Origin of the sequence: Pseudomonas sp. LAM2023 (genome assembly GCF_016620375.1) — a bacterium.
GTDB classification, from domain to species: Bacteria; Pseudomonadota; Gammaproteobacteria; order Pseudomonadales; family Pseudomonadaceae; genus Aquipseudomonas; species Aquipseudomonas anuradhapurensis.
This window is the reverse complement of record NZ_JAENHV010000009.1, coordinates 911,497-936,707: the sequence shown is the minus strand read 5'-3', so window position 1 is coordinate 936,707 and position 25,211 is coordinate 911,497. Positions and strand designations below refer to the sequence as shown.

20 protein-coding genes are annotated in these 25,211 nt (G+C 65.0%); 13 read left to right on the top strand and 7 right to left on the bottom strand.

The annotated features are described in order from the left end of the window. Positions 1-68 precede the first annotated feature (68 nt). Positions 69-989, top strand: coding sequence for a LysR substrate-binding domain-containing protein (locus JKP78_RS04405; protein ID WP_170029281.1), 921 nt, complete (start codon positions 69-71; stop codon positions 987-989). On the opposite strand, the gene JKP78_RS04400 is transcribed toward JKP78_RS04405, so the two are convergent. Then, positions 970-1,866 carry a LysR family transcriptional regulator gene (locus JKP78_RS04400; protein WP_186685051.1) on the bottom strand — a complete coding sequence of 299 codons (897 nt, stop codon included), beginning with the start codon at positions 1,864-1,866 and terminating at the stop codon, positions 970-972. The two genes, JKP78_RS04405 and JKP78_RS04400, sit on opposite strands and share 20 nt — an antisense overlap. Positions 1,867-1,983: 117 nt before the next feature. On the opposite strand from JKP78_RS04400, the gene JKP78_RS04395 reads away from it, so the two are divergent. The 7 genes from JKP78_RS04395 (at position 1,984) to JKP78_RS04365 (ending at position 13,355) form a co-directional block, all read left to right on the top strand. Then, positions 1,984-3,174 (top strand): MFS transporter, encoded by a 1,191-nt coding sequence (locus JKP78_RS04395; protein WP_186684526.1) that lies wholly within the window; start codon positions 1,984-1,986, stop codon positions 3,172-3,174. A 275-nt stretch (positions 3,175-3,449) separates the two neighbouring features. Next, the gene (locus JKP78_RS04390) at positions 3,450-5,810 is read left to right on the top strand and encodes a DNA polymerase II (RefSeq protein ID WP_186684528.1); all 2,361 of its coding nucleotides are present in this window, start codon (positions 3,450-3,452) and stop codon (positions 5,808-5,810) included. 129 nt (positions 5,811-5,939) lie between these two features. After that, on the top strand, positions 5,940-10,385 hold the full coding sequence (locus tag JKP78_RS04385) for an NEL-type E3 ubiquitin ligase domain-containing protein (RefSeq protein ID WP_325166778.1): 4,446 nt from the start codon (positions 5,940-5,942) through the stop codon (positions 10,383-10,385). A 195-nt stretch (positions 10,386-10,580) separates the two neighbouring features. Then, entirely contained in the window at positions 10,581-11,141 is a 561-nt protein-coding gene (locus JKP78_RS04380; RefSeq protein WP_200626125.1) for a DUF4174 domain-containing protein, read from the top strand. Between the two features lie 163 nt (positions 11,142-11,304). After that, the gene (locus JKP78_RS04375) at positions 11,305-11,742 is read left to right on the top strand and encodes an HvfA family oxazolone/thioamide-modified RiPP metallophore (protein WP_200626124.1); all 438 of its coding nucleotides are present in this window, start codon (positions 11,305-11,307) and stop codon (positions 11,740-11,742) included. Positions 11,743-11,815: 73 nt separating this feature from the next. Next, positions 11,816-12,664, top strand: a complete 849-nt coding sequence (locus JKP78_RS04370; RefSeq protein ID WP_420831040.1) for an HvfB family MNIO-type RiPP peptide maturase — start codon at positions 11,816-11,818, stop codon at positions 12,662-12,664. Continuing rightward, positions 12,657-13,355 (top strand): HvfC family RiPP maturation protein, encoded by a 699-nt coding sequence (locus JKP78_RS04365; RefSeq protein WP_186684536.1) that lies wholly within the window; start codon positions 12,657-12,659, stop codon positions 13,353-13,355. The genes JKP78_RS04370 and JKP78_RS04365 overlap by 8 nt, the downstream gene beginning before the upstream one ends. A 138-nt stretch (positions 13,356-13,493) precedes the next feature. On the opposite strand, the gene JKP78_RS04360 is transcribed toward JKP78_RS04365, so the two are convergent. The 4 genes from JKP78_RS04360 to JKP78_RS04345 all read right to left on the bottom strand — a co-directional run bounded on the left by JKP78_RS04360 (position 13,494) and on the right by JKP78_RS04345 (position 16,874). Then, complete coding sequence (locus tag JKP78_RS04360) at positions 13,494-13,982, bottom strand: HvfX family Cu-binding RiPP maturation protein (protein WP_170029288.1); 489 nt, start codon at positions 13,980-13,982, stop codon at positions 13,494-13,496. 12 nt (positions 13,983-13,994) lie between these two features. Then, complete coding sequence (locus JKP78_RS04355) at positions 13,995-14,612, bottom strand: ferric reductase-like transmembrane domain-containing protein (protein WP_186684538.1); 618 nt, start codon at positions 14,610-14,612, stop codon at positions 13,995-13,997. 238 nt (positions 14,613-14,850) lie between these two features. Continuing rightward, entirely contained in the window at positions 14,851-16,137 is a 1,287-nt protein-coding gene (locus JKP78_RS04350; RefSeq protein WP_200626123.1) for a sensor histidine kinase, read from the bottom strand. Beyond that, positions 16,134-16,874, bottom strand: a complete 741-nt coding sequence (locus JKP78_RS04345; RefSeq protein WP_186684542.1) for a response regulator — start codon at positions 16,872-16,874, stop codon at positions 16,134-16,136. Before JKP78_RS04345 ends, JKP78_RS04350 begins: the two co-directional genes overlap by 4 nt. A gap of 218 nt (positions 16,875-17,092) precedes the next feature. Here JKP78_RS04345 and JKP78_RS04340 point away from each other — a divergent pair, with 218 nt between their 5' ends. Together JKP78_RS04340 and JKP78_RS04335 are read left to right on the top strand one after the other, a co-directional pair. Then, complete coding sequence (locus JKP78_RS04340) at positions 17,093-17,368, top strand: DUF2790 domain-containing protein (protein ID WP_170029292.1); 276 nt, start codon at positions 17,093-17,095, stop codon at positions 17,366-17,368. Between the two features lie 10 nt (positions 17,369-17,378). After that, the gene (locus JKP78_RS04335; RefSeq protein ID WP_186685053.1) at positions 17,379-17,894 is read left to right on the top strand and encodes a thioredoxin family protein; all 516 of its coding nucleotides are present in this window, start codon (positions 17,379-17,381) and stop codon (positions 17,892-17,894) included. Between the two features lie 96 nt (positions 17,895-17,990). Here JKP78_RS04335 and JKP78_RS04330 read toward each other — a convergent pair whose 3' ends face one another. Next, on the bottom strand, positions 17,991-18,842 hold the full coding sequence (locus tag JKP78_RS04330; protein ID WP_186684544.1) for a shikimate dehydrogenase: 852 nt from the start codon (positions 18,840-18,842) through the stop codon (positions 17,991-17,993). Beyond that, complete coding sequence (gene aroQ / locus JKP78_RS04325) at positions 18,839-19,288, bottom strand: type II 3-dehydroquinate dehydratase (RefSeq protein ID WP_170029294.1); 450 nt, start codon at positions 19,286-19,288, stop codon at positions 18,839-18,841. Before aroQ ends, JKP78_RS04330 begins: the two co-directional genes overlap by 4 nt. 219 nt (positions 19,289-19,507) lie before the next feature. Between aroQ and JKP78_RS04320 the strand changes: the two genes are divergently transcribed. The 3 genes from JKP78_RS04320 to JKP78_RS04310 are packed head-to-tail and all read left to right on the top strand — an operon-like array spanning position 19,508 to position 25,107. Next, a complete protein-coding gene (locus tag JKP78_RS04320; RefSeq protein WP_200626122.1) occupies positions 19,508-20,761 on the top strand; it encodes a TolC family protein in 1,254 nt (417 codons plus the stop codon). Continuing rightward, positions 20,754-21,953 carry an efflux RND transporter periplasmic adaptor subunit gene (locus JKP78_RS04315; RefSeq protein ID WP_186684546.1) on the top strand — a complete coding sequence of 400 codons (1,200 nt, stop codon included), beginning with the start codon at positions 20,754-20,756 and terminating at the stop codon, positions 21,951-21,953. The genes JKP78_RS04320 and JKP78_RS04315 overlap by 8 nt, the downstream gene beginning before the upstream one ends. A gap of 16 nt (positions 21,954-21,969) precedes the next feature. Next, entirely contained in the window at positions 21,970-25,107 is a 3,138-nt protein-coding gene (locus tag JKP78_RS04310; RefSeq protein WP_186684547.1) for a CusA/CzcA family heavy metal efflux RND transporter, read from the top strand. Positions 25,108-25,211: the final 104 nt, after the last annotated feature.

Here is a 25,211-nt window from a genome sequence, read left to right as displayed (position 1 = left end):
ATCCGGGCGTTGTAAAACGCGTGGAACTATGACCTACTATTAGTCTCATTCATGCTCGGGGCGTCGCCATGTCGGAACGGATTCAGGCCTTGCACGCGCTGCGTGCCTTCGAGGTGGCCTCTCGCTATGGCTCATTTACCCGCGCGGCGGAAGAACTGGCCCTGACCCAAGGGGCCGTCAGCCACCACATCAAGACGCTCGAAGCCATGTTCGGTTGCGACCTGTTCGAGCGGCGCGGGCCGAAACTGGCCCTGACCGAGCATGGCCGCCTGCTGGCGCAGGAGCTCAAGGTCGGTTTCAAGATCATCGAAAATGCCTGCGCCCTGCTGCGCCAGGATCGCTATGGCCTGCGCCTGAAGGCGCCGTCCACGCTCACCGTGCGCTGGTTGCTGCGCGCGCTGGATGCGTTCAAGAAGGTCGAGGACACCTGCAGCGTGCAGCTGTCCAGCGTGTGGATGGACATTGACAGCGTGGACTTCTATTCCGAGCCCTACGACTGCGCAATTCTCCTGGCCAACGGGCGTTTCCCCGCCGATATCGAGAGTTTCAAGCTGTTCGACGAGTGGCTGATCCCGGTGTGCCATCCCGATTACATGGCCCAGGCGCAGCCGGACCTGGCCGACCTGGCCCAGTGCGAGCTGCTGCACCCGTCACCCGACCGCCGCGATTGGCGGCGCTGGCTGGCACGCATGGATGCGCTGGACATCAGCATCGACCGCGGGCAGGTGTTCGATACCCTCGACCAGGGCATCTCTGCTGCCCAGCAAGGCCTGGGTATCTCGGTGGTCGACCTGGTGCTGGCCAGCGCCGACCTCGGCGCGGGGCGCCTGGTCACGCCATTCAAGCACGCGGTGGCCACCGGCGACGGCTACTACATGACCTGGCTCAAGGCCAGCCCCAAGGCGCGGCAAATGCACAAGCTGCGCGAGTTCCTGCTTGGCCAGGTGCCGCCGCTGGCGAGCAAGGACATCAACTACCTGTACGGTTGAACACGCGTCCGACCATGAAGTCGATGAAGACCCGCAATTTCGGCGGCATCTGCCGCCCGGATGGCCATAGCAGGTAGAAACTGCCGCGCCGCTCCATGAAGTCGTCCAGCACGCTGACCAGCGCGCCACTGGCCAGTTCGCGGCGTACGGTGAAGTCCGGCAGGCAGGTGATGCCGCGATGGTTCACGGCAAAGCAGACGCGTGTCTCGACATGGTTGCAGACCATCGAGATCGGGATGTCGTAGCCCTGCTCGGGCTGCTCCTGGCGCAGCGGCCAGGTTTCCAGCTTGCCATTGCTGGGGAAGCGGTAGTGCAGGCAGGTATGCGCCGCGAGGTCGCGCGGGTGCAGGGGCGTACCGCGCTCGCGCAGGTATTCGGGCGAAGCCACCAGGCAGTGCTGGAAGTGCCCCAGGAACTTGGCGTTGAGCCGTGAATCGCCCGGTTGCCCGCCACGCATCACCACATCGAAGCCTTCGCCGACGATGTCCACCATGCGGTCGGAGAAGTCCAGGTCCAGCTCCACCTGCGGGTACCGCGCCATGAACTCGGCCAGCGCCGGCATCACCAGCCCGGTGACTTGCGGCATGCTCACCCGCAGGCGACCGCGCGGGGTCTCGCTGGCCTGGGACAGTTCCTGCTCGGTGGCCTCGATTTCGGCCAGGATGCGCCGGCTGCGCTCGAGGAACAGCGAGCCTTCGGCGGTGAGGGTGATGCTGCGCGTACTGCGGTGGAACAGGCGCACGCCCAGGCGGCTTTCCAGGCGCGCCACGCGTTTGCCCACGGCCGAGGCACTGATGCCCAGCGACTGGCCGGCGGCGACGAAGCTGCGGGTCTCGGCTACCCGGTTGAAAACCACGAAGCCGCTGAGGCTGTCCATGCGGTATCCCTGATTGCGGACATTGGTGTCCTGGGTGAACGGCATTGTAGCCGTCTTTTTCCGCAATGGTCTTGGCTTGCAGACTGTCCGCCTGGTTTCCCACACAAGGCATCTGCAATGTCCCAGACATCTTCCGTACCGCTGCTGGCCGCCGGCAGCGAACGTCTACCCCTCAGCGGGCTGTTGGCGCTGGCCATGACCGGCTTCATCGCCATCCTCAGCGAAACCTTGCCGGCCGGCCTGCTCGACCAGATCGCCAATGGCATGCACATCAGCCAGGCCATGGCCGGGCAATGGGTCACGGCCTATGCCCTGGGCTCGCTGCTGACCGCGATCCCGCTGGTGACCCTGACCCAAGGCTGGAACCGCCGTCGCGCCCTGTTGCTGGCGATCGCCGGTTTCGTGCTGTTCAACGGGCTGACCGCCTTGTCGTGGTCCAACACCCTGACCCTGGTGTTACGCTTTTGCACCGGTGCTGCGGCCGGGCTGGCCTGGGGCTTGATTGCCGGCCACGCCCGGCGCATGGTGCCGGTGGCGCTGCAGGGCCGCGCCATGGCGGTGGCCATGCTCGGCCAGCCGATTGCCTTGTCGCTCGGGCTGCCGATCGCCACCTGGCTGGGCGCGGGGCTGGGATGGCGGGCCACCTTCGTGGTGGTCACCGTGGTAGCGCTACTGCTGCTGGCCTGGGTGCTGCGGTCGGTGCCGGATTACCCGGGGCATCCTGCCGGCAAGCGTCCGGCGGCCCTGCAGGTGCTGCGCACGCCAGGGGTATTGGTGGTGCTGCTGGTGATCCTCTGCTGGATTCTGGGCCACAACATTCTCTATACCTACATCGTGCCGTTGCTGGCGGCAGCCGGCATGGCCGCCGACATCGGCCCGGCGCTGTTGGTGTTTGGCCTGTCGGCCCTGGCCGGGATCGGCCTGGTGGGGCTACTGGTAGACCTGCATCTGCGCCCGCTGGTGTTGTTGAGCCTGGCTGGCTTTGCCCTGGCCACGCTGGTGTTGGGGCAAGCGTCGGCGTGGCAGGTGTACCTGGGCATCGCCTTGTGGGGCGTGACCTATGGTGGCGCGCCGACCCTGCTGCAGACCGCCTGTGCGGATGCGGCAGGTGAGGGTGGGGATGTGGCGCAGTCGATGCTGGTGACGGTGTGGAACAGCGCCATTGCCCTGGGCGGGATCGTTGGCGGGCTGTTGCTGAGCGGGGCAGGGGTGGAGTGGTTTGGCGCGGTAGTGCTGGGGCTGGTCGGGGTTGCCTGGCTGCTGGCCTGGGCTGGGCGGCGCAATGGCTTCGTGGCGGGGGCTCGGTAGAGTGTTTCAACGGTCAGCCCTAGCGCCGGCAAGCCAGCGCCCACAGCTACCGCGACGGCTTCAACGCCAGAGCTGTACTTGTGGGCGCTGGCGTGCTGACGATGCCGCCCGTCCAGGCAACACGAGGCCGTTGCCCTCAGAAAATCCCTTTGCTTTGCTGTTCACAAATATCCTGAGGAAGCGGCACGATCCCGCTCTACAAAAATGCGCGGCAACGGTGCGTCAGAGGTAGAATCGCCACGATCAGCACAACAAACGATTCAGAGGTCGACGCGGTGGAGTTGCAGCAGGGCTTTGTCCTGACCCGGCATTGGCATGACACGCCCGAAGGCACCTGTGTGGAGTTCTGGCTGGCGACCGACCAGGGGCCGCGGCAGTTGCGCCTGGCGCCGCAGGTGTCGGTGGCCTTCATTCCCCAGGCGCAGGAAGCGCATGCCCGGGCATTGCTGGCCAACGAACCCGGCGTGGAACTGCGGCCGCTGCAGCTCAAGGACTTCGACCAGCGCCCGGTGCTGGGCCTGTACTGCCGTCAGCACCGGCAGTTGATGCAGCTGGAGCAACGCCTGCGCGCGGCCGGTATCGACGTGTTCGAAGGCGATATCCGCCCGCCCGAGCGTTACCTGATGGAGCGCTTCATCACCGCCCCGGTGCAGTTCACCGGCCAGGCGGATGCCCATGGCGTGCTCTGCGATGCCCAGATCAAGCCGCTGCCAGGCTATCGCCCGCCGCTGCGCCTGGTGTCGCTGGACATCGAGACCAGCGAGCGCGGTGAGCTGTACAGTATCGCCCTGGAAGGCTGTGGCCAGCGCCAGGTGTACATGCTTGGCCCGGCCAACGGTACCGCCGCCGGCCTCGACTTCGACTTGCACTATTGCGCCGACCGCGCTGCGTTGCTCACCTGCCTCAACCGGTGGTTCGCCGAGCATGACCCCGACGCAATCATCGGCTGGAACCTGGTCCAATTCGACCTGCGCCTGTTGCATGAGCACGCCAAGCTGCTGCAGGTGCCGCTGGCATTGGGGCGCAAGGGCGCGCCGATGACCCTGCGCAGCCATGCCAGTGGCGGCCACGTGTTCGCCGAGGCCCCGGGGCGGCTGCTGATCGACGGTATCGAGGCCCTGCGTTCGGCAACCTGGAGCTTCCCGTCGTTCAGCCTCGAAAGCGTCGCCCAGACCTTGCTCGGCGAAGGCAAGGCGATCGACACACCGTACCAGCGCATGGATGAAATCAACCGCCGCTTCGCCGAGGACAAACCGGCCCTGGCGCGCTACAACCTCAAGGACTGCGAGCTGGTCACACGCATTTTCGCCCACACCCGCCTGCTCGAATTTCTCCTCGAACGCTCGTCGGTTACCGGCCTTGCCGTGGACCGCAGTGGTGGTTCGGTGGCGGCGTTCGGTCACCTGTACATCCCGCAGATGCACCGCCTGGGCTTCGTCGCGCCCAACCTTGGCAGCCGCCCCGAGGAAGCCAGCCCCGGTGGTTTCGTCATGGATTCGCGCCCGGGGCTGTACGACTCGGTGCTGGTGCTGGACTACAAGAGCCTGTACCCGTCGATCATTCGTACCTTTCTGATCGACCCGGTCGGGCTGGTCGAAGGCTTGCGCCTGCCCGACCAGGCGCACTCGGTGGAAGGCTTCCGGGGCGCGCGTTTCTCGCGTAGCCAGCATTGCCTGCCGGCCATCGTCGAGCGGGTCTGGCAGGGCCGCGAGGCCGCCAAGCGCGAGGGCAACGCGCCGCTGTCACAGGCGTTGAAAATCATCATGAATGCCTTCTACGGCGTGCTGGGCTCCAGCGGCTGCCGGTTCTTCGACCCGCGCCTGGCCTCGTCGATCACCCTGCGTGGCCACCAGATCATGCGCCAGACCCGGGCCTTGATCGAAGCCCGGGGCTACGAAGTCATCTACGGCGATACCGACTCCACCTTCGTCTGGCTCAAGGGGCCACATGAGGATGAGGCTGCGGCCCGCATCGGCCGCGAGCTGGTGACCGAGGTCAACCGCTGGTGGCGCGAACACCTGCGTCAGCAGATGAACCTGGAAAGCGCGCTGGAGCTGCAGTACGAGGTGCATTACCGGCGTTTCCTGATGCCCACCATCCGTGGTGCCGATGAAGGCAGCAAGAAGCGCTATGCCGGGCTGGTGCGGCGCGCCGATGGCAGCGAGGAAATGGTCTACAAGGGCCTGGAGTCGGTGCGCACCGACTGGTCGCCGTTGGCCCGGCAGTTCCAGCAGGCGCTGTACGCGCGGATCTTCCGTGGCCAGCCGTACCGCGACTACGTGCGTGACTATGTGCGACAGACACTGGCCGGTGAGCTGGACGCGCTGCTGGTGTACCGCAAGCGCCTGCGCCGGCCGCTGGCCGACTACCAACGCAACGTGCCGCCGCACGTGCGTGCGGCCCGGCTGGCCGATGACTACAACCGCCGCATTGGCCGCCCGATGCAGTACCAGCGCGGCGGCTGGATCAGCTACGTGATCACCGTGGCGGGCCCGGAACCGTTGGAAAACCTGCAAGCGCTGGTGGACTACGAACATTACCTGAGGCGGCAGCTGCAACCAGTGGCCGATGCCATCCTGCCTTTTGTCGGCGACAGTTTCGAGGGGGTGATCGGCCAACAGTTGGCGCTGTTCTGAAGGGGTGGTACTTATCTAGCCTCGCGCTTGGCATGCCTGTGTCTATTGTCGGGCCTTTGGCTCAACCAGAGGCACAACGACGTGACCACACCCCTTGAAGGACAGCCGCCACCCGCCGATACGCTGGCCATGGAACAGGCCTATCAGGACAGCCTCATTGCCAAGCGGCTGCCCGAATGGATCCGCCGGCTTCGTATCGTAGCGCCGACCGAACAGAACATCCCGGCAAACGGCCTGTATGAGTCGCAACATGTCGCTTTGCGTGACGCGTTCAAAGCCAGCCTGGCCTGCCGACAATGGCTGGCAAAGGAACTTGCGCGGATTGACGGCATCGACCGTTTCGTCAAGCCGTTGCTTCAACATGCCATGCGTGAAGAATTCGGCATCACGCAGGATGTAGACGGCCTGTATTTCAGGCGCTGGTATACCTACACCGCGCCAAGCCAGGGAACCGTGTGGGGCCGCTACCCGATCCCGGGAAAGGACTGTTTCGAGGTCCCGCTGATCGAGGCGGTACTGGACAATTTCACGCCTGGCGAAGGGCGGGACGAACAGCACAAGGACAACGGCATCGTCGACAGCCTGTCGCAACCGCTCGCTACACCAACCGCAACCGCGCCTGCCTTCGCCCGCCTGTGCCGCCGGCTTGACCTGGGCAAACGCTATCAGCAGCACCTGGATAGCGTACTGAAAGCGCCGGCCAGCCAGGCCAGCGGCTGGCGCAGCATGGCGTCGACCCTTGCGCAACTGTACAGCTCGGCCATGCTGATAGACGCTTGCAAGGCCAAATACGATGGAGCGTTGACCGCTGCCGAAACGGCGCTGGTGCTGGACCTGTGCAAGCATGGACGGCCCGGTACGTTTTACGGATCGAAGGTTGTAGCGCGGCAGCTGCGGGCCTTCGACAGCGATTTGCAACAGATCGTGGTACTCGAGGTGCTGCACGAAGGATGGCTGTTCAACGCCAGCCGCAAGATCATTGTCTACATTCCCGATGACCCGTTTGGCCCCTGGAGCGTAAGCCGTGATCTGGAAACCTTCACCCGCAAGGTACTGGGCAAGCGACTGCGGGATACGCACTACCAGGCGTTCTTCAAACGTTTCGTACGACGACGCGACAGCCAGCAGTTCTTTTCCAGGGTCGCCAAGGAGCTGGTGGGGGTCGCTGATTGGGCAACGCGGGAAATGGACCAGCACCTGCACGATTACCCGCTGCCGTTGTTCGAACACCTTGCCGCTGCGCGGATTGCCCATATCAAGGATGATGCAGCGCTGATCGCCACTCCGGTGGCAGATCTGGACCGCACGGCCCAGGAGACCCATCGACAGAGGTTGGCGGTCGAGGGTTGGACGCTGCTCAGCGTGGCCGGGGTATTCATCCCTGCACTTAATGCGCTGCTCCTGGCGGTGATGGTGTGGGACCTTCTGAGCGAGTTGTTCCAAGCGGTGGAAGACTGGCGTGAGGGCGATACCAGCGCAGCGCTGGAGCATGTCCTCAGTGTGACCAAGGACCTGGCTGAGTTCGGTGCCGCCGCGGTGGTGTGGCGCGAAACGAGCCGGGCCTGGGTCGCGTTGGACCAATGTGTGCCGGCGCGCCTGGAGGACGGGACCGAGAAGCTCTGGAATGCCGACCTGAGGCCGTTTCGCAGCGTGGCACCTCCTGCCGGCGAAGTGGCCGATGCCAGGGGGGTGTACCGCGTTCAGGACAGCAGCTGGATGGTCATGGACGGCCATTACTACCAGATCGTCCAGCGAGCGGACGAAGAATGGCAGCTGGCGCCACGAGATGGCCATGGACCTTTGTTGCGTCACAATGACGCCGGTGCCTGGCGGTTATGGACCGAGCAACCTGCCAACTGGACGGACAAGCACAGGATGTTCCGCCGCCTTGGTGAGCGTTTCGCTCGCCTGGATGATGAACAGATTGACCAGGCCATGGCCATCCACGCACTGGATGCAGATTACCTTCGGGCGTTGCATGTTTACGGTCGGCCGCCTGAAGCTGAGCTGGTCGATACCGTTGAACGCCTGCTGATCGACCGCCGGCTGCAGGCCTTGCTGGACGGTTTGAGGCTTGGGCGGGTAGCGGCTGACGCACCGTTGCTGCTGAAGGCCCGCGCATTACCTGGCGTTACCGAGCACGAGGGGCCAGCATTGGCAGCGCAGCTGTCGACAAGACGTCGCCAACTGTTCCAACAGCTGTACGAAGAGCAGCAGCAACCAGACGACGCTGCATCGGCGACGTTGCGCCGGACATTCCCTAGCCTGCATCGCCTGGCTGCCCGCCAGCTTGTGAACGGGTTGTCACAGGACGGCGCCGAGTTTCAGGCCCTGGCCAGCGGCACGGTGCCGTTCCGGCTGGTCGCCCGGGCCAGGTTGAGCGTATTGCGCATTCGCGTTGCGCGAGCCTGCGAAGCGCTGTTCATCCATCCGCCTCAGTCGCTGGACCAGGCCAAGGTAGCGTTGACGCTGCTCGATAACTTCGACACCAGGGAGATCAGGCCGCGCTGGCGGCTCTACGACGGCGATAGTCCGCGGCCGGTCATGACGACCAGTGGCAATGGCGCGAACTACAGGCTTGTGCATGAAAACGGGCGATTCTGGCTTGAGGACGCGCTGGGCGTCGAGTTGCGTGGCCCCGGCGAGCTGTTCGAAATACTGGTTGATGCGTTCGCCCCTGCAGATCTTGCGGCCCTTGGCATCCATCAACCCTATGCCCAAGGCCTGAGAGAACTGCTGGCTCGGCAAGTGCAGACGCACAGCAAAGTGCTCGCCCAAGCGTTGGGCAAAGACCCTCGACAGCCGTGGCTGCTGACGCCGCTGCGGCTGGACGACGGCAGGGTCGGCTACCCGTTGGGCGGCGGTCAGGGACGCTTTGCCCGGCCTGCGTCGCGACCCCGGGCGTTCGCGGCGCGTCTGCGCGACCTTTACCCGGATTACTCGGATGAAGAAATCGAAGACTGGCTGGCCAGCTTGCACGCCTCTGGACGCGATACCGCCAGTGAGCTTGGCATCCTCGAAGAGCAGGCACGCCGGCTGAGTGACCATCTTCGAAGCTGGGAGCGCCACGGGTTGATGGCCGGTGAAAAGGCTGAACGCAGGCGGTTTCGCAAAGCGATCATGCAATGCTGGCGGGAACGGGTGCCTGCTCAGGTTACCCCCGAGGGGCAACGGCGGTCGGTAACCTGGCAGTACAGCGGGCATGACCTGCACTCGTTGCCAGAGCTGGGGCCGCTGTTCACCTTCCCACATGTCACCGAACTTTCCCTGCGCAGCCTGCTGTTGAAAGCGGTGCCGGCGCAGTTTCTGCTCTCGTTTCCGAACCTGACATCTCTGGAACTCGGCTACAACCAGCTGCGACATCTGCCAAGCAGCCTGTGGTTGCTTGGCAACCTGCGCATACTCGACGTGAGCGGCAATCAGATCTCGCTGGACGCGCTTGAGGCGGAGATGCTGGCAAGTTGTCGGCAGTTACGCTACCTGAACCTGTCGAACAATCGCTTGCAATGCGCGTTTTCGGTGGCGCGGATGGAGCATTTGTCCGAACTGCGTTTGCGCAATACCGGGCTGGCCGCGCTTCCCGAAGGCACCATGGACTGCCAGAGTTTGTACATGCTCGACGCTTCCAACAACGCCATTGCATCGCTGCCCCGCGATTTCACCCAGTCCCGTTTGTGGCAGAACGGCTACGTGGTGCTCTCGGGCAACCCGGTCCTGGAGCGCCAGGCTGCAGAGCTGCAGGAGGCATGGGAAATTCCGGAAACCAGCACTGTTCCTCATAAACTGCGCTGGCTGGACCGCCTGGACGGTGAACAGCGCGAGGACCTTGGTTGCCTGTGGATCAGTACCGAGCTGATGGATGGGGCGGCGAACTTCATGCGTTTGCTGGCGCAGCTCCTGCGCTCGCGGGACTTCCTCCACCCCCGGTACGGGGAGATGCTGGCTTCGCGGGTTTTGGCGATGATGCAAAAGATCGAAGATGCGCCTGCACTGGCCAAAGACATATTCGCCAATGCCGTGATCGAGAACTGCGCGGACAATGCAACGGTGGTTTTCCAGCAGCTGGAAATCCGATGTCTCGTCTGGGATGCAGAGCAGGGGGCCCCGTCGCGTGACCAGGAGAGCACGCTGGTGAAACTGGCGCGGCGGTTGTGGAGACAGCAGCAGGTCAACTTCATCGCGTTGCGCGAGGCCGAGGCGGCAGGTGCCGGGAACGAGTCGATCGAATGGGCGCTGGCTTATTCGATCCGCTTGCGAGACGACCTGGACCTACCGGTGAACACGCAGAGCATGCTCCATGAGGGGATTCCGAACCTGGACAGTGCCGCGGTCACACGCGCGCTGAGTGAGGTAATGCAGAATGAAACAGCCGAATTGGTGGCAGTGTGGATGGTCGAACAGCCGTTCTGGGAAAAGTACCTGCAGACCCGTTACGAGAAAAAGCTGTTGGTGCCGGAGAGCATGCAAACCGAGTTGGCCAGCCTTGCCGACGAAGTGGCCAAAGCGAAGGTCGAGCAGTGGACTGCAGATGCCCGGTTGCAACTGACTACCGACGCTCTGCATCGCTGGGTGTGAGGGGCACATTGGGCTATCCTCAGGTCATGGCTGAGCGCGAGGGGGCGCGAATGGAACGGGTGACAGGCTACGTCTGGTAATGGCCAGTTACTTTTCGTTGAAGCCCCGCAGCGCCAGGTTGGTTTACGCTCGCTTGTCGGATCTTTCTCCCTGATCTGTAGTCTTCTGGTTTATCGAGAGAATAAGGAGATACGCATGCTCGTCCGGTCATTGACCCTCGCCACCTTGCTTGCACTGGTCGGCCCTGTGTCCGCTGCCGATAGTGACGCGCCGCTGGCCAAGGAACTGGGCAAGGCCAGGCCCTTGGTCGTCATTGCACCCAGCAGCGCCGACCCGACGTTGCGCGGCTTGAACGAAGCCCTCAAGGACCCGGCCACCCAGGCGGCCTTCAAAGAGCGCAACCTGGTGCTCTACAGCGTCGCCAACATGATGGGCAAGCGTGAGGACAAGAACCTCGAACAGCAGACCACCATGGCCCTGATCCGTGAGCTGAAGCTGGGCGCGAGCAAGGGCACCAAGGTAATCCTGGTGGGCAAGGACGGCGAGCGGCACATGCTCAAGGACGACGACAGCGGCGATACCCTTGACCCGCAGGTGATTCTCAAGGCAGTCGATGAGTTGCCCTCCAGCGAAAAGGCGGTGACGGCGCCCGAGCCTGTAGCGGCCGCACCGGAAACCAAGGCCAAGGACAGCAAGCCTGGTAAACCAGCCAAGCCCGCCAAGCCCGCGGCACCGCCCAAGCCGCTGGAAGACTGACCCTGCACAACGGCCCCAGCTTAGCCTGGGGCCGTTGTGTATCGCACTGTATCTGGTCACGTTGCTGACCCATTCCCATACAAAACCACTTGCTGCGGGATACATCCACGACATACCGCAACGGCCTAATGGCTCCACATTCCAACCACAGTGGAGCGACACCATGACTCAAGTACGAAACACCCTCGGCCTGCTCGGCGCTGCCCTGATTGGCAGCATGGCATTGGGCAGCAGTGCGTTTGCCGTCGAACCGTTGGCCCAGGGTTACCAGCTGGCGTCGGCCAAGGTGCCTGGCGAAGGCAAATGTGGTGAAGGCAAGTGCGGTGCCAGCGCCAAGGCCGGTACTGAAGGCAAGTGCGGCGAAGGCAAGTGTGGTGACGCCTCGTTCGCCAAAACCGACAGCAACCACGATGGCAAGGTCTCGCGCGATGAGTTCCTGGTAGTGGCCAAGGACCGTGCTGGCGATTTCGACAAGATCGACCGCAACCATGATGGCTTCATTTCCGAGCAGGAAGCTGCGGATCACCTCAAGGCGATCTACCAGGCCAACGGCAAAAGCATGCCTGAAGGGCTGTTCAGCCATCTGACCGGCAAGCCCTGACTGTAAATCCCGTGAAACGCGCAACGCCCCTCCTGCTGGCCAGGCGGGGCGTTGTGCCTGTTGGAGAGCCGTTATGCAGCTTACATCATTGTTTCCTCGGCCCTTGCGGGCAGGGCTTGGCCTGCGCCGCGGGCTGTTGCCGCAGTTGCTGGCCATGGATGCCGGCGCAGTGGATTTTCTTGAATGTGCGCCGGAAAACTGGATCGCCGTGGGTGGTGCCTACGGCAAGGGCCTGGCTCAGTTGGCCGAGCGTTTCAGCATTGCCTGCCACGGGCTGTCGTTGTCGCTGGGGGGCAGCGCGCCGCTGGACCGGGTTTTCCTGGACCAGACCCGGCAGTTTCTCGATCGCTACCAGGTGCGCTTGTACAGCGAGCACCTGAGCTACTGCAGCGATGACGGGCACTTGTATGACTTGATGCCCATCCCGTTCACCGACGAAGCCGTACGCCATGTCGCCGCGCGCATACGTCAGGCCCAGGAGCACCTGGAGCGGCGCATTGCGGTCGAGAACATCAGTTACTACGCCGCGCCATACCAGGCGATGAGCGAACTCGAGTTCATCCGTGCGGTTATCGAGGAGGCCGACTGCGACCTGCTGCTGGACGTCAACAATGTCTTCGTCAACGCCTGCAACCATGGCTACGACGCCCAGGCCTTCCTTGCAGGCTTGCCCCAGGCACGGGTGACCGGCATGCACATCGCGGGTCATTACGATGAAGCACCGGACCTCAAGGTCGACACCCACGGGGCTGCGGTGAAGGAAGATGTCTGGGCGCTGTTCGCGCTTGCCTGTGCGCGCTTTGGCGTGCAGCCGACCGTGCTCGAGCGAGATTTCAACTACCCACCGCTGGCCGAACTGCTGGCCGAGACGGCGCGTATCCGCAAGCTCCAGCGTGTGTCGGAGGGGCAAGCCAATGAATGAGACCTTGCGCGAACAGCAGTACACCCTGGCCCGCCATCTGCGCGACCCTCAGCGTCATGCCCCGCCACCCGGCGTGGAGGTGCGGCGGCTGCAGGTTTACCGTGAACTGTTCTATGGTGCTATCGAAGGCCTGCTCGGTGGCAGCTTCCCAGTGATGCGCCAGGCATTGGGTGAGCAGCGTTGGCACGCCCGGGTGCGCGACTTCTATGCCAACTATCGCAGCCAGACGCCGTTGTTTACCGAGCTCGCCGAGGCCTTTGTCGATTATCTGCAAGGGGTCGAACTGGATGCGCCGTGGCAGCTGGAACTGGCGCACTATGAGTGGATCGAGGCGCAGCTGTACCTGAGTGATGCCGAGGACCCGGCTCACGACCCGGCGGGCGACTTGCTCGAAGGGCAACCGCTGTTGTCATGTGTGGCGCGGGTGTTGGCGTATCGTTGGCCAGTGGAGCGGATCGGCGCGGACTACCAGCCTGTGGCTGCGCCTGAGGCGCCGACCTTGTTGCTGGTGTATCGCGATGCGCAGTTGCAGGTGCGCTTCGCGCGCCTGGCGCCGCTGGCGTATCGGTTGCTGGCGCTGGAGCAGGGCAGTGGGCGCGCGCGGCTGGAGGCGTTGGGCGGGGATGTGCAGCAGGGGTTGGCATTGCTGCAAGGGCTGCGCAGGCAGGGGGTCATTATCGGGACGCGTTGAGGCGAGGTACTGGGGGCGCGTTGCGCCCCCTTGCTCTTGCAAGCCAGCTCTTGCCTGGGCAGCATTGACCTCAAGCCATGGGCTCTCGCTGCGGGCGCTGGCTTGCCGGCGATGGGCTGCACAGCAGCCCGCGGCGGTTCACCTGCAGAACCGCCCTCTGAGCCAATGGTCCAGGCTCAATCGCCCAGCCCCCTTGAGCAGCAGTGGCAGCAATGCCACCAGGTAGATCAGCGGCAATTTGAAGTTGCCAAAACCCTGGTCGGTAATGGCGTAACCCTGGGCCAGCTCGGCCAGGCTCGACCAGTGCGCGGGCCAATGCACTGCGGCAATCGCCACCACCGTCACCACGATCAGCCCCGCCGATGCCAGCCGGGTACCCAGGCCCAGCAACAGCAGCAACGGCAGGATCAGTTCCGCCCACATCGACAGCTGCCAGTTCAGCTCCGCTGGCAGCAGGTTGAAGGGGAACGGGAAGTTCGCTTGCAAATCAGCGAACCAGTTGCTGCCATTGAACTTCTCCCAGCCGGATTCGAAAAACTCCCAGGCCAGGAACAGTCGCAACGGCAGGTCGGCGCTCCAGGCGCCGAAACGGTCAAAAGTGCCCAGGGTGCGAGTCAAGGTGGTCATGCTGTGTTCTCCTCAGGAAAGGGCGTGGGTGTTTCGGCGTTGCTGGCGGGCCAGCTTGGCGGTGAGTTTGATGGCGATGGCGCTGCACATCAGGGCGAACGCCAGCGGGTACCAGCCACCCATGGGGATGCGTTTGTAGAACGACAGGCAGAACACGGCCGCCAATAGCCACATGCCGGTGCTGTGCAGGGCCTGCCAGGCACGGCCACCCAGCAGGCGCATGGCGGCCTTGAACGAGGTCACGGTGAGCAGCAGCAAGAACAGGTAGCCGACGCTGCCGGGCAGGCTGGAAGTGACCGTGCGGTTGGCCCAGAACAATTCGGGGAACTGCTGGGCATAGTGGTAGATCAGCACGCCGTGCACGGTATGGGAGAAGGCGAATGCCAAGCCCAGGTAGCGCCGTTCCTGCAGGAGGCGGCGGCTGCGGGGGCCCGGCAGCAAAGTCACCAGGGATGAGCCCAGGAATGCCAGCAGGAACAGCGCGAACGAGCTGCGGGCGGTGGCGCGGATGGCGCTGCGCAGGCCGTCCGGGTCAGGCTGGCTGGCCAGGACCACGGCGGTCATCGCCAGGGTCAGCCCGGCGAGGGTAGCGAACAGCTTCCAGCCAGAGGGCAGGGTGAGGGCTTTCATCAGGGAGGCTCCCGGGTTGTTTGGGTGTGACCGGGAGTGTGTCGGAGCGGGGTATCTGCAGTGTGTCGGCGGACGTTGGGTTGTGTATCTGTTTGTAGCGCCGACGCCCGCTTTTTGTAGGCGCGGCCTTGTGTCGCGCCAGGGCCGCACAGCGGCCGCGGCAACTCAGGCGGCGAAGCTGAAAACCGCAGGCGGCTGCCCAGCCCTGTGGCGCATCACGGCGCTACTGCGAACGCTGTCATTTCAGTTCGATCTGTGCGCACAGCCCGCCGTTCGCGCGGTTGCTCAGGGTCAGTCGGCCGCCCATGGCCTGGATCAGCTGGTAGGCGATGGCCAGACCCAGCCCGGTACCACCGGTGCTGCGGTTGCGTGAGCCTTCCACGCGGTAGAACGGCTTCAACACCTCATCCAGTTCGCCAGCGGGTATCCCCGGCCCATTGTCGAGCACGCGGATCACCGTCATGTCGCCCTCGCGGCATACTTCCAGCTCGGCAGCGCCGGCGAACTTGAGGGCATTGTCCACCAGGTTCACCAGGACCCGGCGCAAGGCGTGCGGCCGGGTTTCCAGCAGGCTGTCGCTGCTGCCATGGCGCTCGACCCGGGCCCCGCTGTCCTGGTAGTCGAATACCAGGCTGTCGAGGAATGCATCGAGGTTGACCCGGCAGGGGGCTTCGGTGCTGGTGTCCATGCTGCGGGCATAGGCCACGCCTTCGCGCACCAGGTGTTCCATCTCGCCCAGGTCGCTCCACAGCTTGTCCTTTTCCACCCCGTCGTCCATCACCTCGACACGCAGCTTCATGCGCGTGATCGGTGTTTGCAGGTCGTGCGAAATTGCCGCCAGCAATTGCATGCGCTCTTTCAGGTAGGCGGCGATACGCGCCTGCAGGGCGTTGAACGCCACTGCGGCGTAGCGCACTTCGCGCGGGCCGCTTTCATCCAGCTGCACGCCGGGCTTGTCCGGGTCGAGGTTGTCCACCGCGCGGGCCAGGCGGGTCAGCGGGCTGATCGCCAGGCGCACGGCCAGCCAGGTGCACAGCAACAGCACGGCCAACTGGATCAGCAGCACCACCGGCAGCCAGCGGGCCACCGGGACCGGCGCCGGGGTCACGTCGATGGTCAGCGGTGCGCCGTCGGCCAGGCGCAGGTGGGCCTGGAAGTGCGCGATCGGGCCGGGGATTTCCTGGAAGGTCAGGCGGTAGTCGCTGCCGATTGCCTTGACGATCGAATCGGCGGCCATGGGTGGGTCGCTGCTGGGCATTGCCTCGCCTGCCAGGCCCTGGTCCAGTCGGTAGCGGTAGGTGCGCCGTTCCAGGCGCGGCAACCAGGCGGCGCGTTCAGCTGCGGGCAGGCGGTCGAGGATGGCTACCGAGGTGGCCACGTCCTGTTCCAGGGTGCTGAGCATCATCGAGCGGCTGCTGATGTAGCGCTCGTAGGCCTGCAGGCCGAATGACAGGCCATAGGCCAGGACCAGGCCGGTGAAGAAGATCAGTGCCAGGCGCGAGGCAAGGGTGCGTGGCCACTTCATGACGGCGACTCGAGCAGTTGCACCGGCAACGAGAACACGTAGCCCTCGCTGCGCACGGTCTTGATGCAGCTGGGTTCGCGCGCGTCATCACCCAGGCGCTGGCGCAGGCGGCTGACCAGCAGGTCGATGGAGCGGTCGAAGATGTCGGCCTCGCGGCCCTGGGTCAGGTTGAGCAACTGCTCACGGCTGAGCACCCGCTGCGGGTGGTCGAGAAACACCCGTAGCAGGCGGTATTCGGCGCCGCTCAGGGCCACCAGGGTGCCTTCGCGGTCGAGGAGGTGGCGCGCGGTGGTGTCCAGGCGCCATTGGCCGAAGCCGAGCAGCCGGCTGCTTTCGCTGATGGTCAGGTTGGGCGGCAGCATGCGGGTGCGGCGCAGCACGGCATTGATGCGTGCGAGCAGTTCGCGAGCCGAGAACGGCTTGGTCAGGTAGTCGTCGGCACCCATTTCCAGGCCGATGATGCGGTCGGTCTCGTCGTTACGGGCGGTCAGCATCAGCACCGGGGTGTTGCGATGCTTGCCGGCGCGCAGCTCGCGACACAGCAACAGGCCGTCGTCGCCGGGCATCATGATGTCGAGCACGATCAGGTCGACACTGTTGGCTTCGAGAAAGGCGCGCATCTGCCGGCCGTCGGCGACGATGCTGGTGCGCAGGCCGTTCTTCTTCAGGTAATTGCCGACCAGTTCGCGGATTTCGCGGTCGTCGTCGACGATCAGGATGTGATCGACATGTTCCATGCTGCGTTCCTGTGCAGAGGGTGTGGGCGCAGTGTACCGAGCGCATGCGCGCTTGCCTGCTGGGGTTTGTATTGCAGTGTATCTGGCTCGGCGGCTGATACAGGAGGAAGCAGATCACCCCGCTGGGCGACACATACGGGATACCTGGCAGCGCTGAAATGGCTCTCGACCGGGGAGCACGACTCCCCACCCCCAAAGCGTCACACAGGAGAGATGCCATGAACTTCAAGACCTTCGCCAGCGCCAGCCTGTTCGCCGTGCTCAGCTTCGGCACCCTGGCCGCCCACGCTGCCAGCGCACCGATGGACGACGCTGCCGTGATGCAGTACCGCTACGGCGACCACCTGGATGTGCAGAAAGTGTTATCGGTGCAGGATGACCAGAGCAACGCCTGCGGCCTGGTGAACACCCGCATGGACTACCTCGACTCCAAGGGCCAGCAGCAAAGCGTGCAGTACCGCAGCTACGCCACTGGCGGTTGCCATGAAAATTGATCGCCGCCTGATGCTGAAGGTGGGCGGTATTGCCCTGGCCGTGGTCGGCCTGGGCCTGGCCGGGCACCTGCTGGCCCGCGACAGCTACGGTGCGATGCCGTCGCTGTCGGGCGCCAGCCAGTGGCTCAATTCGGCGCCGCTGGATGCCCCGGCACTGAAGGGCAAGGTGGTGCTGGTGGATTTCTGGACCTGGGACTGCATCAACTGCCAGCGCAGCCTGCCGCATGTGAACGCGTGGGCACGGCGCTATGCCGACCAGGGCCTGGTAGTGGTCGGCGTGCACACACCGGAGTACGACTACGAGCACGATGTCGGCACCTTGCGTGACAAGGTGGCCAGGCTGGGGATTGCTTACCCGGTGGCCGTCGACAACGACTACCAGGTGTGGAATGCCTGGGGCAACCAGTTCTGGCCGGCGCACTATTTCGTCGACCGCAAGGGCCAGGTGCGCCATGTGCATTTTGGCGAGGGCGATTACACCGGGCAGGAGCAGGTGATACAGGCGTTGCTGGATGAGCAGGGATGATTGGCCTGTGCCGGCCTGTTCGCAGGTGAGCCCGCTCCCACAGGAGGTACGCAGTACCTGTGAGGGCGGGCCGGCGGCGAAGCAGCCTGCGCCGCATCATCCGCCAAAGCTGGCAAAATGCGCCTGCATCCGCGCCGCATCAGCCTGGCGCCCGCTGAACAGTTCGAATGCTTTCACCGCCTGGAACACCGCCATGTTGCTGCCATCCAGCGTTCGGCAGCCCAGTGCCCGGGCGGCGCGCAGCAGTTCGGTTTCCAGCGGGAAGTAGATGATCTCGGCTACCCACAAGCGCGCATGCAGCAGCGCCACCGGCAGTGGTGTGCCAGGCAGCTTGGCCATGCCCACCGGGGTGGTATTGACCAGCCCGTCCGCTTCGGCCAGCGCCACGGCCAGGTCGCTGCCGACCACGGCGCGTCCGCTGCCGAAATGCGTATTCAGGTTGTCCACCAAGGCCTGCGCACGCGCCGCGTCCACTTCGAACAGCACCAGCCGCTCGACCCCTTCCCCCAGCAGGGCATGCGCCACAGCCGAGCCGGCGCCACCGGCACCCATCTGCACCACCTGGCGCCGGGCCACGTCGGGCAGGCCACGGCGCAAGCCTTCGGCAAAGCCCAGGCAGTCGGTGTTGTGGCCGACCCGCTTGCCGTCCTTGAGCACCACGGTGTTCACCGCGCCGATGCCGCGGGCTTCCTCCGACAGCTCGTCGAGCAATGGCAGGATTGCCTGTTTGAACGGGTAGGTGATGTTGAGCCCGGTAAAGCCGGTGTACTGCGCGGCGTCGAGCAGGCCGGGCAGGGCACTGTCGTCCAGTTGCAATTGGTCGGCATCGATCAGCCGGTACAGGTAGCGCAGGGCCTGGGCATCGCCTTCGTGTTCGTGCAGGGCTGGGGTACGCGATAGCTGGATACCGCGGCCGATCAGGCCGGCGAGGATGGCTGGCTGGCTCATGCGCCGCGCTCCTGCAGCATTTCGGCGAAGTGGCTGAGGGCCATGCGGTAGCCGTGGCTGCCCAGGCCGCAGATCACGCCAACGGCAACGGCGGATACGAAGGACAGGTGGCGGAACGGCTCGCGCTTGTGCACGTTGGACAGATGCACCTCGATCACCGGCAGTTCGGCGGCGACCAGGGCATCGCGGATGGCCACCGAGGTGTGAGTCCAGGCACCGGGGTTGATCACGATGCCGGCGCAGCGGCCGCGGGCGGCATGGATCCAGTCGATCAGTTCGCCTTCGTGATTGGTTTGCCGGAATTCGATTTCCAGGCCATGGGCATGGGCGGTATCGGCACATCCCTGGGCCAGGTCGGCGAGGGTTTCGTAGCCATACTGGGCAGGCTCACGGGTACCCAGCATGTTCAGGTTGGGGCCGTTGAGCACGAGAATGAGAGGCTTCATGACGAGCATCGCTTTGTTGTTGTTGGATGCACCCAGTTTTGTACCGACTGGTTAGTTTAGTCAATCGAGCTGAAGCGTGACCCCGGGAAAGTGGGCGATTATCGAACCCTGATTACCGAGAAGCGTACGCATTACAGAATTGTCATTTTGCCGCCACCGCGCCGATAAGCAGCGCTTTCTACAGTGCCTCGCCAACGTTCGCCGACGAGGAGCTGTTTCGTGCCCATCCCCCGCAAGATCGCCTTGCTCTGCCTGTTGCTGGCGGGCGCCGCCAGCGCCGAGACCGGCCCGAGCCTGAGCCTGCCCCAGGCGCTGGCCGCCGCCTTTGCGAATAACCCGGAGCTGGCTGCGGCCGGCCAGCAAATCGGCATCGCCGACGGCGAACGGCGCCAGGCCGGGCTGATTCCCAACCCGGAGCTGGCCTGGGAACGGGAGGACACCCGCCGCGACACCAGCACCACCACAGTCACCCTCAGCCAGCCATTGGAATTGGGCGGCAAACGCGGTACACGCATTGCCGTGGCCAGTGCCGGCCAGGCCATCGCCCAGCTGGACCTCGAGCGTCAGCGTAATGGCCTGCGCGCCGACGTGGTGCAGGCATTCCACGCCGCCTTGCGCGCGCAAACTGCCGTGGCACTGGCGCAGCAATCCCAGGCGTTGACCGAGCGTGGCTTGCGGGTGGCGCAGGGGCGGGTAGCTGCCGGCCAGTCGTCACCGCTGGAAGCCACCCGCGCCCAGGTGCAGCTGGCTCAGGCCGTGGCTGCAGTGCGCCGCGCGCAAACCCAGCGCAGCGTGGCCAACCAGGCCCTGGCACGCTTGACTGGCAGCCCGCAGGCAAGCTTCGGGCAATTGCAGACGGCCAACCTGTCGCCCGGTGCTGCGCCCAGCGCTGACGCGTTGCTCGACCAGGTCGAGCAAACCGTCGAGTGGCGCCTGGCTGCCGCCCAGGTCGAGCGCGGCGACGCGTCCATCGGCGCGGAAAAGGCCCTGCGTATTCCCAACCTCACCGTCAGCCTTGGTAGCCAATACAGCCGAGAAGACCGCGAGCGGGTCAACGTGGTCGGCCTGTCGATGCCGTTGCCGCTGTTCGACCGCAACCAGGGCAACGTGCTGGCTGCAGCCCGCCGGGCGGACCAGGCGCGGGACCTGCGCAATGCCGTGGCGCTGCGCCTGCGCAGTGAAACGCGCAACGCTGTCAGCCAGTGGGCGACGGCCATGCAGGACGTGCAGGCCTATGACCGCACCATCCTGCCTGCTGCGCAGCAGGCGGTGGACACGGCCACCCGCGGTTTCGAAATGGGCAAGTTCGCCTTTCTCGATGTACTCGATGCCCAGCGCACGCTGATCGACGCACGTGGGCTGTACCTCGAGGCGCTGGCCATGGCGAGCGACGCGCGGGCGCAGGTCGAACGCATCTATGGCGACCTCGATGACTTCAGCAAATTTCCGCACAGCAGGAGCAACAATGACTAACCCACGCAAGATCGCCCTTGTGCTCGCGGCGGTTGCCGTTTTCGGCCTTGCTGGCCTGGCCTGGACCGGCACCCTCGGCAAGGCCTCCAGCGCGCAGACCGTGCACGATGAGCAGGGCGCAGACAGCCACGGCCATGCCGAAGCAGCGGCCGGCGAAAGCCACGGCGAAGAAGCGGGCGCGCTGCACCTTACCCCTGCCCAGTTCGAAGCTGCCGGGATACAGCTGGCCACCGCCGGCCCTGGTGAACTGGGTAGCACCATCAGTTTTCCGGGTGAGATCCGCTTCGACGAAGACCGCACCGCGCACGTTGTGCCACGCGTGCCAGGCGTGGTCGAGGCGGTACAAGCCGAGCTGGGCCAGGCGGTCAAGCGTGGCCAGGTGCTGGCGGTGATTGCCAGCCAGCAGATTTCCGACCTGCGCAGCGAACAGCAGGCCGCCCAGCGCCGCCTGGAACTGGCGCGCCTGACGTTCCAGCGCGAGCAGCAGCTGTGGCAGGCACGCATCAGCGCCGAGCAGGACTACCTGCAAGCCCGCCAGGCGCTACAGGAGGCCGAGATCGCCATGGCCAATGCCCGGCAGAAGGTTGCCGCCGTGGGCCCGGCCGGCGCCGGCAACCGCTATGAATTGCGCGCACCGTTCGATGCGGTGGTGGTGGAAAAGCACCTGTCCGTTGGCGAGGTGGTCGATGAGACCAGCAATGCCTTCACCCTGTCCGACCTGAGCCGGGTCTGGGCCACCTTCGCCGTGGCCCCGCGCGACTTGGGCAAGGTGGTGACCGGCCGTCATGTCACGGTCAGCGCGGCGGATCTGGAGGCCCAGGTCGAGGGCCGGGTGAACTACGTCGGCAGCCTGCTCGGCGAGCAGAACCGCGCCGCCACCGTGCGCGCCACTCTGGCCAACCCCAATGGCGCATGGCGCCCTGGGCTGTTCGTCAATGTCGCGGTCAGCATTGAACGCTTCACTGCCGCCGTGGTGGTACCGCAAAGCGCTCTGCAAACCTGGCAAGCACAGACCGTGGTGTTCGCCCGTACCGAGGAAGGTTTCGAGGCCCGCCCGGTGCAGACCGGCCGGCGCGACGCTGGCCAGGTGGAAATCACCGGCGGCCTGGCCGCCGGAACCCAGGTGGCCGCCGCTGGCAGCTTTGTCCTGAAGTCCGAGCTGGGCAAAGGCTCGGCCGAACACAGCCATTGATCCTGGGGACCCCTGCATGTTCGAACGCCTGATTCAATTCGCCATCGAGCAGCGCCTGGTGGTGATGCTGACCGTGGTGCTGATGGCCGCGGTGGGTATCCACAGCTACCAGAAGCTGCCGATCGATGCTGTACCGGACATCACCAACGTCCAGGTGCAGGTCAACACCGCCGCGCCCGGTTACTCGCCGCTGGAGACCGAGCAGCGCATCACCTTTGCCATCGAGACTGCCATGGCCGGCCTGCCCGGGCTCAAGCAGACCCGCTCGCTGTCGCGCTCGGGCCTGTCCCAGGTCACGGTCATTTTCGACGACGGCACCGACCTGTTCTTCGCCCGGCAGCTGGTCAACGAGCGCCTGCAGGTAGCCCGCGAACAGCTGCCCGACGGCATCGAAGCGGGCATGGGGCCGATTTCCACGGGGCTGGGTGAAATCTTCCTGTGGACGGTGGAGGCCGAGCCGGGCGCCCTCAAGGAGGACGGCACGCCCTACACCCTCACCGACCTGCGGGTGATCCAGGACTGGATCATCAAGCCGCAGTTGCGCAATGTGCCGGGGGTGGCCGAGGTGAACAGCATCGGTGGCCATGCCAAGCAATACCTGATCGCACCGGAGCCCAAGCGCCTGGCGGCGTACAAGCTCACCCTCAACGACCTGGTCGCGGCGCTGGAACGCAACAACGCCAACGTCGGCGCCGGTTATATCGAGCGCAACGGCGAGCAATGGCTGATTCGCGCGCCAGGCCAGCTGGCGTCGGCCGAAGACATTGCCAATATTGTCATCTCCAGCGTCGACGGCACGCCGATCCGGGTCAGCCATGTCGCCCAGGTGGGCCTGGGGGAAGAGTTGCGCTCGGGTGCGGCCACCGAAAACGGCCGGGAAGTGGTGCTGGGCACCGTGTTCATGCTGATTGGCGAGAACAGCCGTACGGTGGCCCAGGCGGTGGCCGCCAAGTTGCTGGAGATCAACCGCAACCTGCCCAAGGGCGTGGCTGCCGTGACGGTTTACGACCGCACCAATCTGGTCGAGAAAGCCATCGCCACGGTGAAGAAGAACCTGGTCGAAGGCGCCATCCTGGTCATCGCCGTGCTGTTCCTGTTCCTCGGCAATATCCGCGCGGCGCTGATCACTGCCATGGTCATCCCGCTGTCGATGCTGTTCACCTTCACCGGTATGTTCGCCAACCAGGTCAGCGCCAACCTGATGAGTCTTGGTGCGCTGGATTTCGGCATCATCGTCGACGGCGCGGTGGTGATCGTGGAAAACGCCATCCGGCGCCTGGCCCATGCCCAGCAGCGGCATGGCCGCATGCTGACGCGTGCCGAGCGCTTCCATGAGGTGTTTGCCGCGGCACGTGAGGCACGTCGGCCGCTGATCTATGGGCAACTGATCATCATGGTGGTGTATCTGCCGATCTTTGCCCTGACGGGGGTGGAGGGCAAGATGTTCCACCCCATGGCCTTTACCGTGGTCATGGCCCTGCTCGGTGCGATGGTCCTCTCGGTTACCTTCGTACCGGCGGCCATTGCCCTGTTCGTCAGCGGCAAGGTCAAGGAAGAAGAAGGCTTGCTGATGCGCACGGCGCGCCAGCGCTATGCGCCGCTGCTGGCCTGGGTGCTGGGCCGGCGCCGGCTGGCGTTTGCCGCTGCCGCCAGCCTGGTGCTGCTGTCCGGGCTGCTGGCCAGCCGCATGGGCAGCGAGTTCATCCCCAGCCTCAGCGAGGGCGATTTCGCCCTGCAGGCCCTGCGTGTGCCGGGCACCAGCCTGTCGCAGTCGGTGGACATGCAGCAGCGCCTGGAGCAGGCGATCATTGCCCAGGTGCCGGAAGTGCAGCGGGTGTTCGCCCGCACCGGCACCGCCGAGATCGCCGCCGATCCGATGCCGCCGAACATCTCCGATGCCTATGTGATGTTGCGCCCGCGCGAGCAATGGGCGGACCCGGGCAAGCCGCGAGAGGCACTGATTGCCGAGGTACAGCGTGCCGCGGCCAGCGTGCCGGGCAGCAACCATGAGCTGTCGCAGCCGATCCAGTTGCGTTTCAACGAGCTGATATCCGGAGTGCGCAGCGATGTGGCGGTGAAGCTGTACGGCGATGACATGGACGTGCTCAACCGCACCGCCGCGCAGATCGCCAGCAGCCTGCAGGGGGTGCCGGGCGCGTCCGAGGTGAAGGTCGAGCAGACCACCGGCCTGCCGGTGCTGACCATCGACATTGACCGCGACAAGGCGGCGCGGCATGGCTTGAATGTCGGTGAGGTGCAGGATGCCATCGCCATAGCCGTAGGGGGGCGCACGGCCGGTACGCTGTATGAAGGCGACCGCCGTTTCGACATGGTGGTGCGCCTGCCGGAACCCTTGCGTACGGATGTCGACGGGCTGGGCAGCCTGTTGATTCCGGTACCTGCCAGTGCGGCGACGGGCACTGGGCAGATCGGCTTCATCCCGTTGTCGCAGGTGGCCGCGTTGAACCTGCAACTGGGGCCGAACCAGGTCAGCCGCGAGGATGGCAAGCGGGTGGTGGTGGTCAGTGCCAATGTGCGTGGCCGCGATCTGGGCTCGTTCGTCAAGGAGGCGGAACAGACGCTGCTCGCGCAGGTGCAGATTCCGCCGGGTTACTGGACCCGCTGGGGCGGCCAGTTCGAGCAACTGCAATCGGCGGCTGCGCGCCTGCAGGTGGTGGTGCCGGTGGCCTTGCTGCTGGTCATGGCGCTGTTGCTGATGATGTTCAACAACCTCAGGGATGGCCTGCTGGTGTTCACCGGCATTCCCTTCGCCCTCACTGGCGGGGTACTGGCCCTGTGGCTGCGCGACATTCCGCTGTCGATTTCCGCCGGCGTGGGCTTCATTGCCTTGTCGGGGGTGGCGGTGCTCAACGGGCTGGTGATGATTGCCTTCATCCGTGGCCTGCGCGAGCAGGGGCGCACGCTGCGCGCGGCGGTCGAGGAGGGCGCGCTGACGCGCTTGCGGCCGGTGCTGATGACGGCACTGGTGGCGTCGCTGGGGTTCATTCCGATGGCCTTGGCCAGCGGGACCGGGGCGGAGGTGCAGCGACCGTTGGCGACGGTGGTGATTGGCGGGATCCTGTCCTCCACCGCGCTGACCTTGCTGGTGTTGCCGGCGTTGTACCAGTGGGCGTATCGGCGCGAGGAGGGGTAGGAGGGTTGAGATTGCCGGGGCCGCTTCGCGGCCCATCGCGACACAAGGCCGCTCCTGCAACGGTATGCGTCAATCTGCGGTGAACGCGTACCGTTGCAGGAGCG

Excerpts from the sequence above, each read along its gene's own strand:
- JKP78_RS04405 (WP_170029281.1), top strand. The coding sequence starts at position 69 with ATGTCGGAACGGATTCAGGCCTTGCACGCGCTGCGTGCCTTCGAGGTG.
- JKP78_RS04400 (WP_186685051.1), bottom strand. The coding sequence starts at position 1,866 with ATGGACAGCCTCAGCGGCTTCGTGGTTTTCAACCGGGTAGCCGAGACC.
- JKP78_RS04395 (WP_186684526.1), top strand. The coding sequence starts at position 1,984 with ATGTCCCAGACATCTTCCGTACCGCTGCTGGCCGCCGGCAGCGAACGT.
- JKP78_RS04385 (WP_325166778.1), top strand. The coding sequence starts at position 5,940 with ATGGAACAGGCCTATCAGGACAGCCTCATTGCCAAGCGGCTGCCCGAA.
- JKP78_RS04380 (WP_200626125.1), top strand. The coding sequence starts at position 10,581 with ATGCTCGTCCGGTCATTGACCCTCGCCACCTTGCTTGCACTGGTCGGC.
- JKP78_RS04375 (WP_200626124.1), top strand. The coding sequence starts at position 11,305 with ATGACTCAAGTACGAAACACCCTCGGCCTGCTCGGCGCTGCCCTGATT.
- JKP78_RS04370 (WP_420831040.1), top strand. The coding sequence starts at position 11,816 with ATGCAGCTTACATCATTGTTTCCTCGGCCCTTGCGGGCAGGGCTTGGC.
- JKP78_RS04365 (WP_186684536.1), top strand. The coding sequence starts at position 12,657 with ATGAATGAGACCTTGCGCGAACAGCAGTACACCCTGGCCCGCCATCTG.
- JKP78_RS04360 (WP_170029288.1), bottom strand. The coding sequence starts at position 13,982 with ATGACCACCTTGACTCGCACCCTGGGCACTTTTGACCGTTTCGGCGCC.
- JKP78_RS04355 (WP_186684538.1), bottom strand. The coding sequence starts at position 14,612 with ATGAAAGCCCTCACCCTGCCCTCTGGCTGGAAGCTGTTCGCTACCCTC.
- JKP78_RS04350 (WP_200626123.1), bottom strand. The coding sequence starts at position 16,137 with ATGAAGTGGCCACGCACCCTTGCCTCGCGCCTGGCACTGATCTTCTTC.
- JKP78_RS04345 (WP_186684542.1), bottom strand. The coding sequence starts at position 16,874 with ATGGAACATGTCGATCACATCCTGATCGTCGACGACGACCGCGAAATC.
- JKP78_RS04340 (WP_170029292.1), top strand. The coding sequence starts at position 17,093 with ATGAACTTCAAGACCTTCGCCAGCGCCAGCCTGTTCGCCGTGCTCAGC.
- JKP78_RS04335 (WP_186685053.1), top strand. The coding sequence starts at position 17,379 with ATGCTGAAGGTGGGCGGTATTGCCCTGGCCGTGGTCGGCCTGGGCCTG.
- JKP78_RS04330 (WP_186684544.1), bottom strand. The coding sequence starts at position 18,842 with ATGAGCCAGCCAGCCATCCTCGCCGGCCTGATCGGCCGCGGTATCCAG.
- aroQ (WP_170029294.1), bottom strand. The coding sequence starts at position 19,288 with ATGAAGCCTCTCATTCTCGTGCTCAACGGCCCCAACCTGAACATGCTG.
- JKP78_RS04315 (WP_186684546.1), top strand. The coding sequence starts at position 20,754 with ATGACTAACCCACGCAAGATCGCCCTTGTGCTCGCGGCGGTTGCCGTT.
- JKP78_RS04310 (WP_186684547.1), top strand. The coding sequence starts at position 21,970 with ATGTTCGAACGCCTGATTCAATTCGCCATCGAGCAGCGCCTGGTGGTG.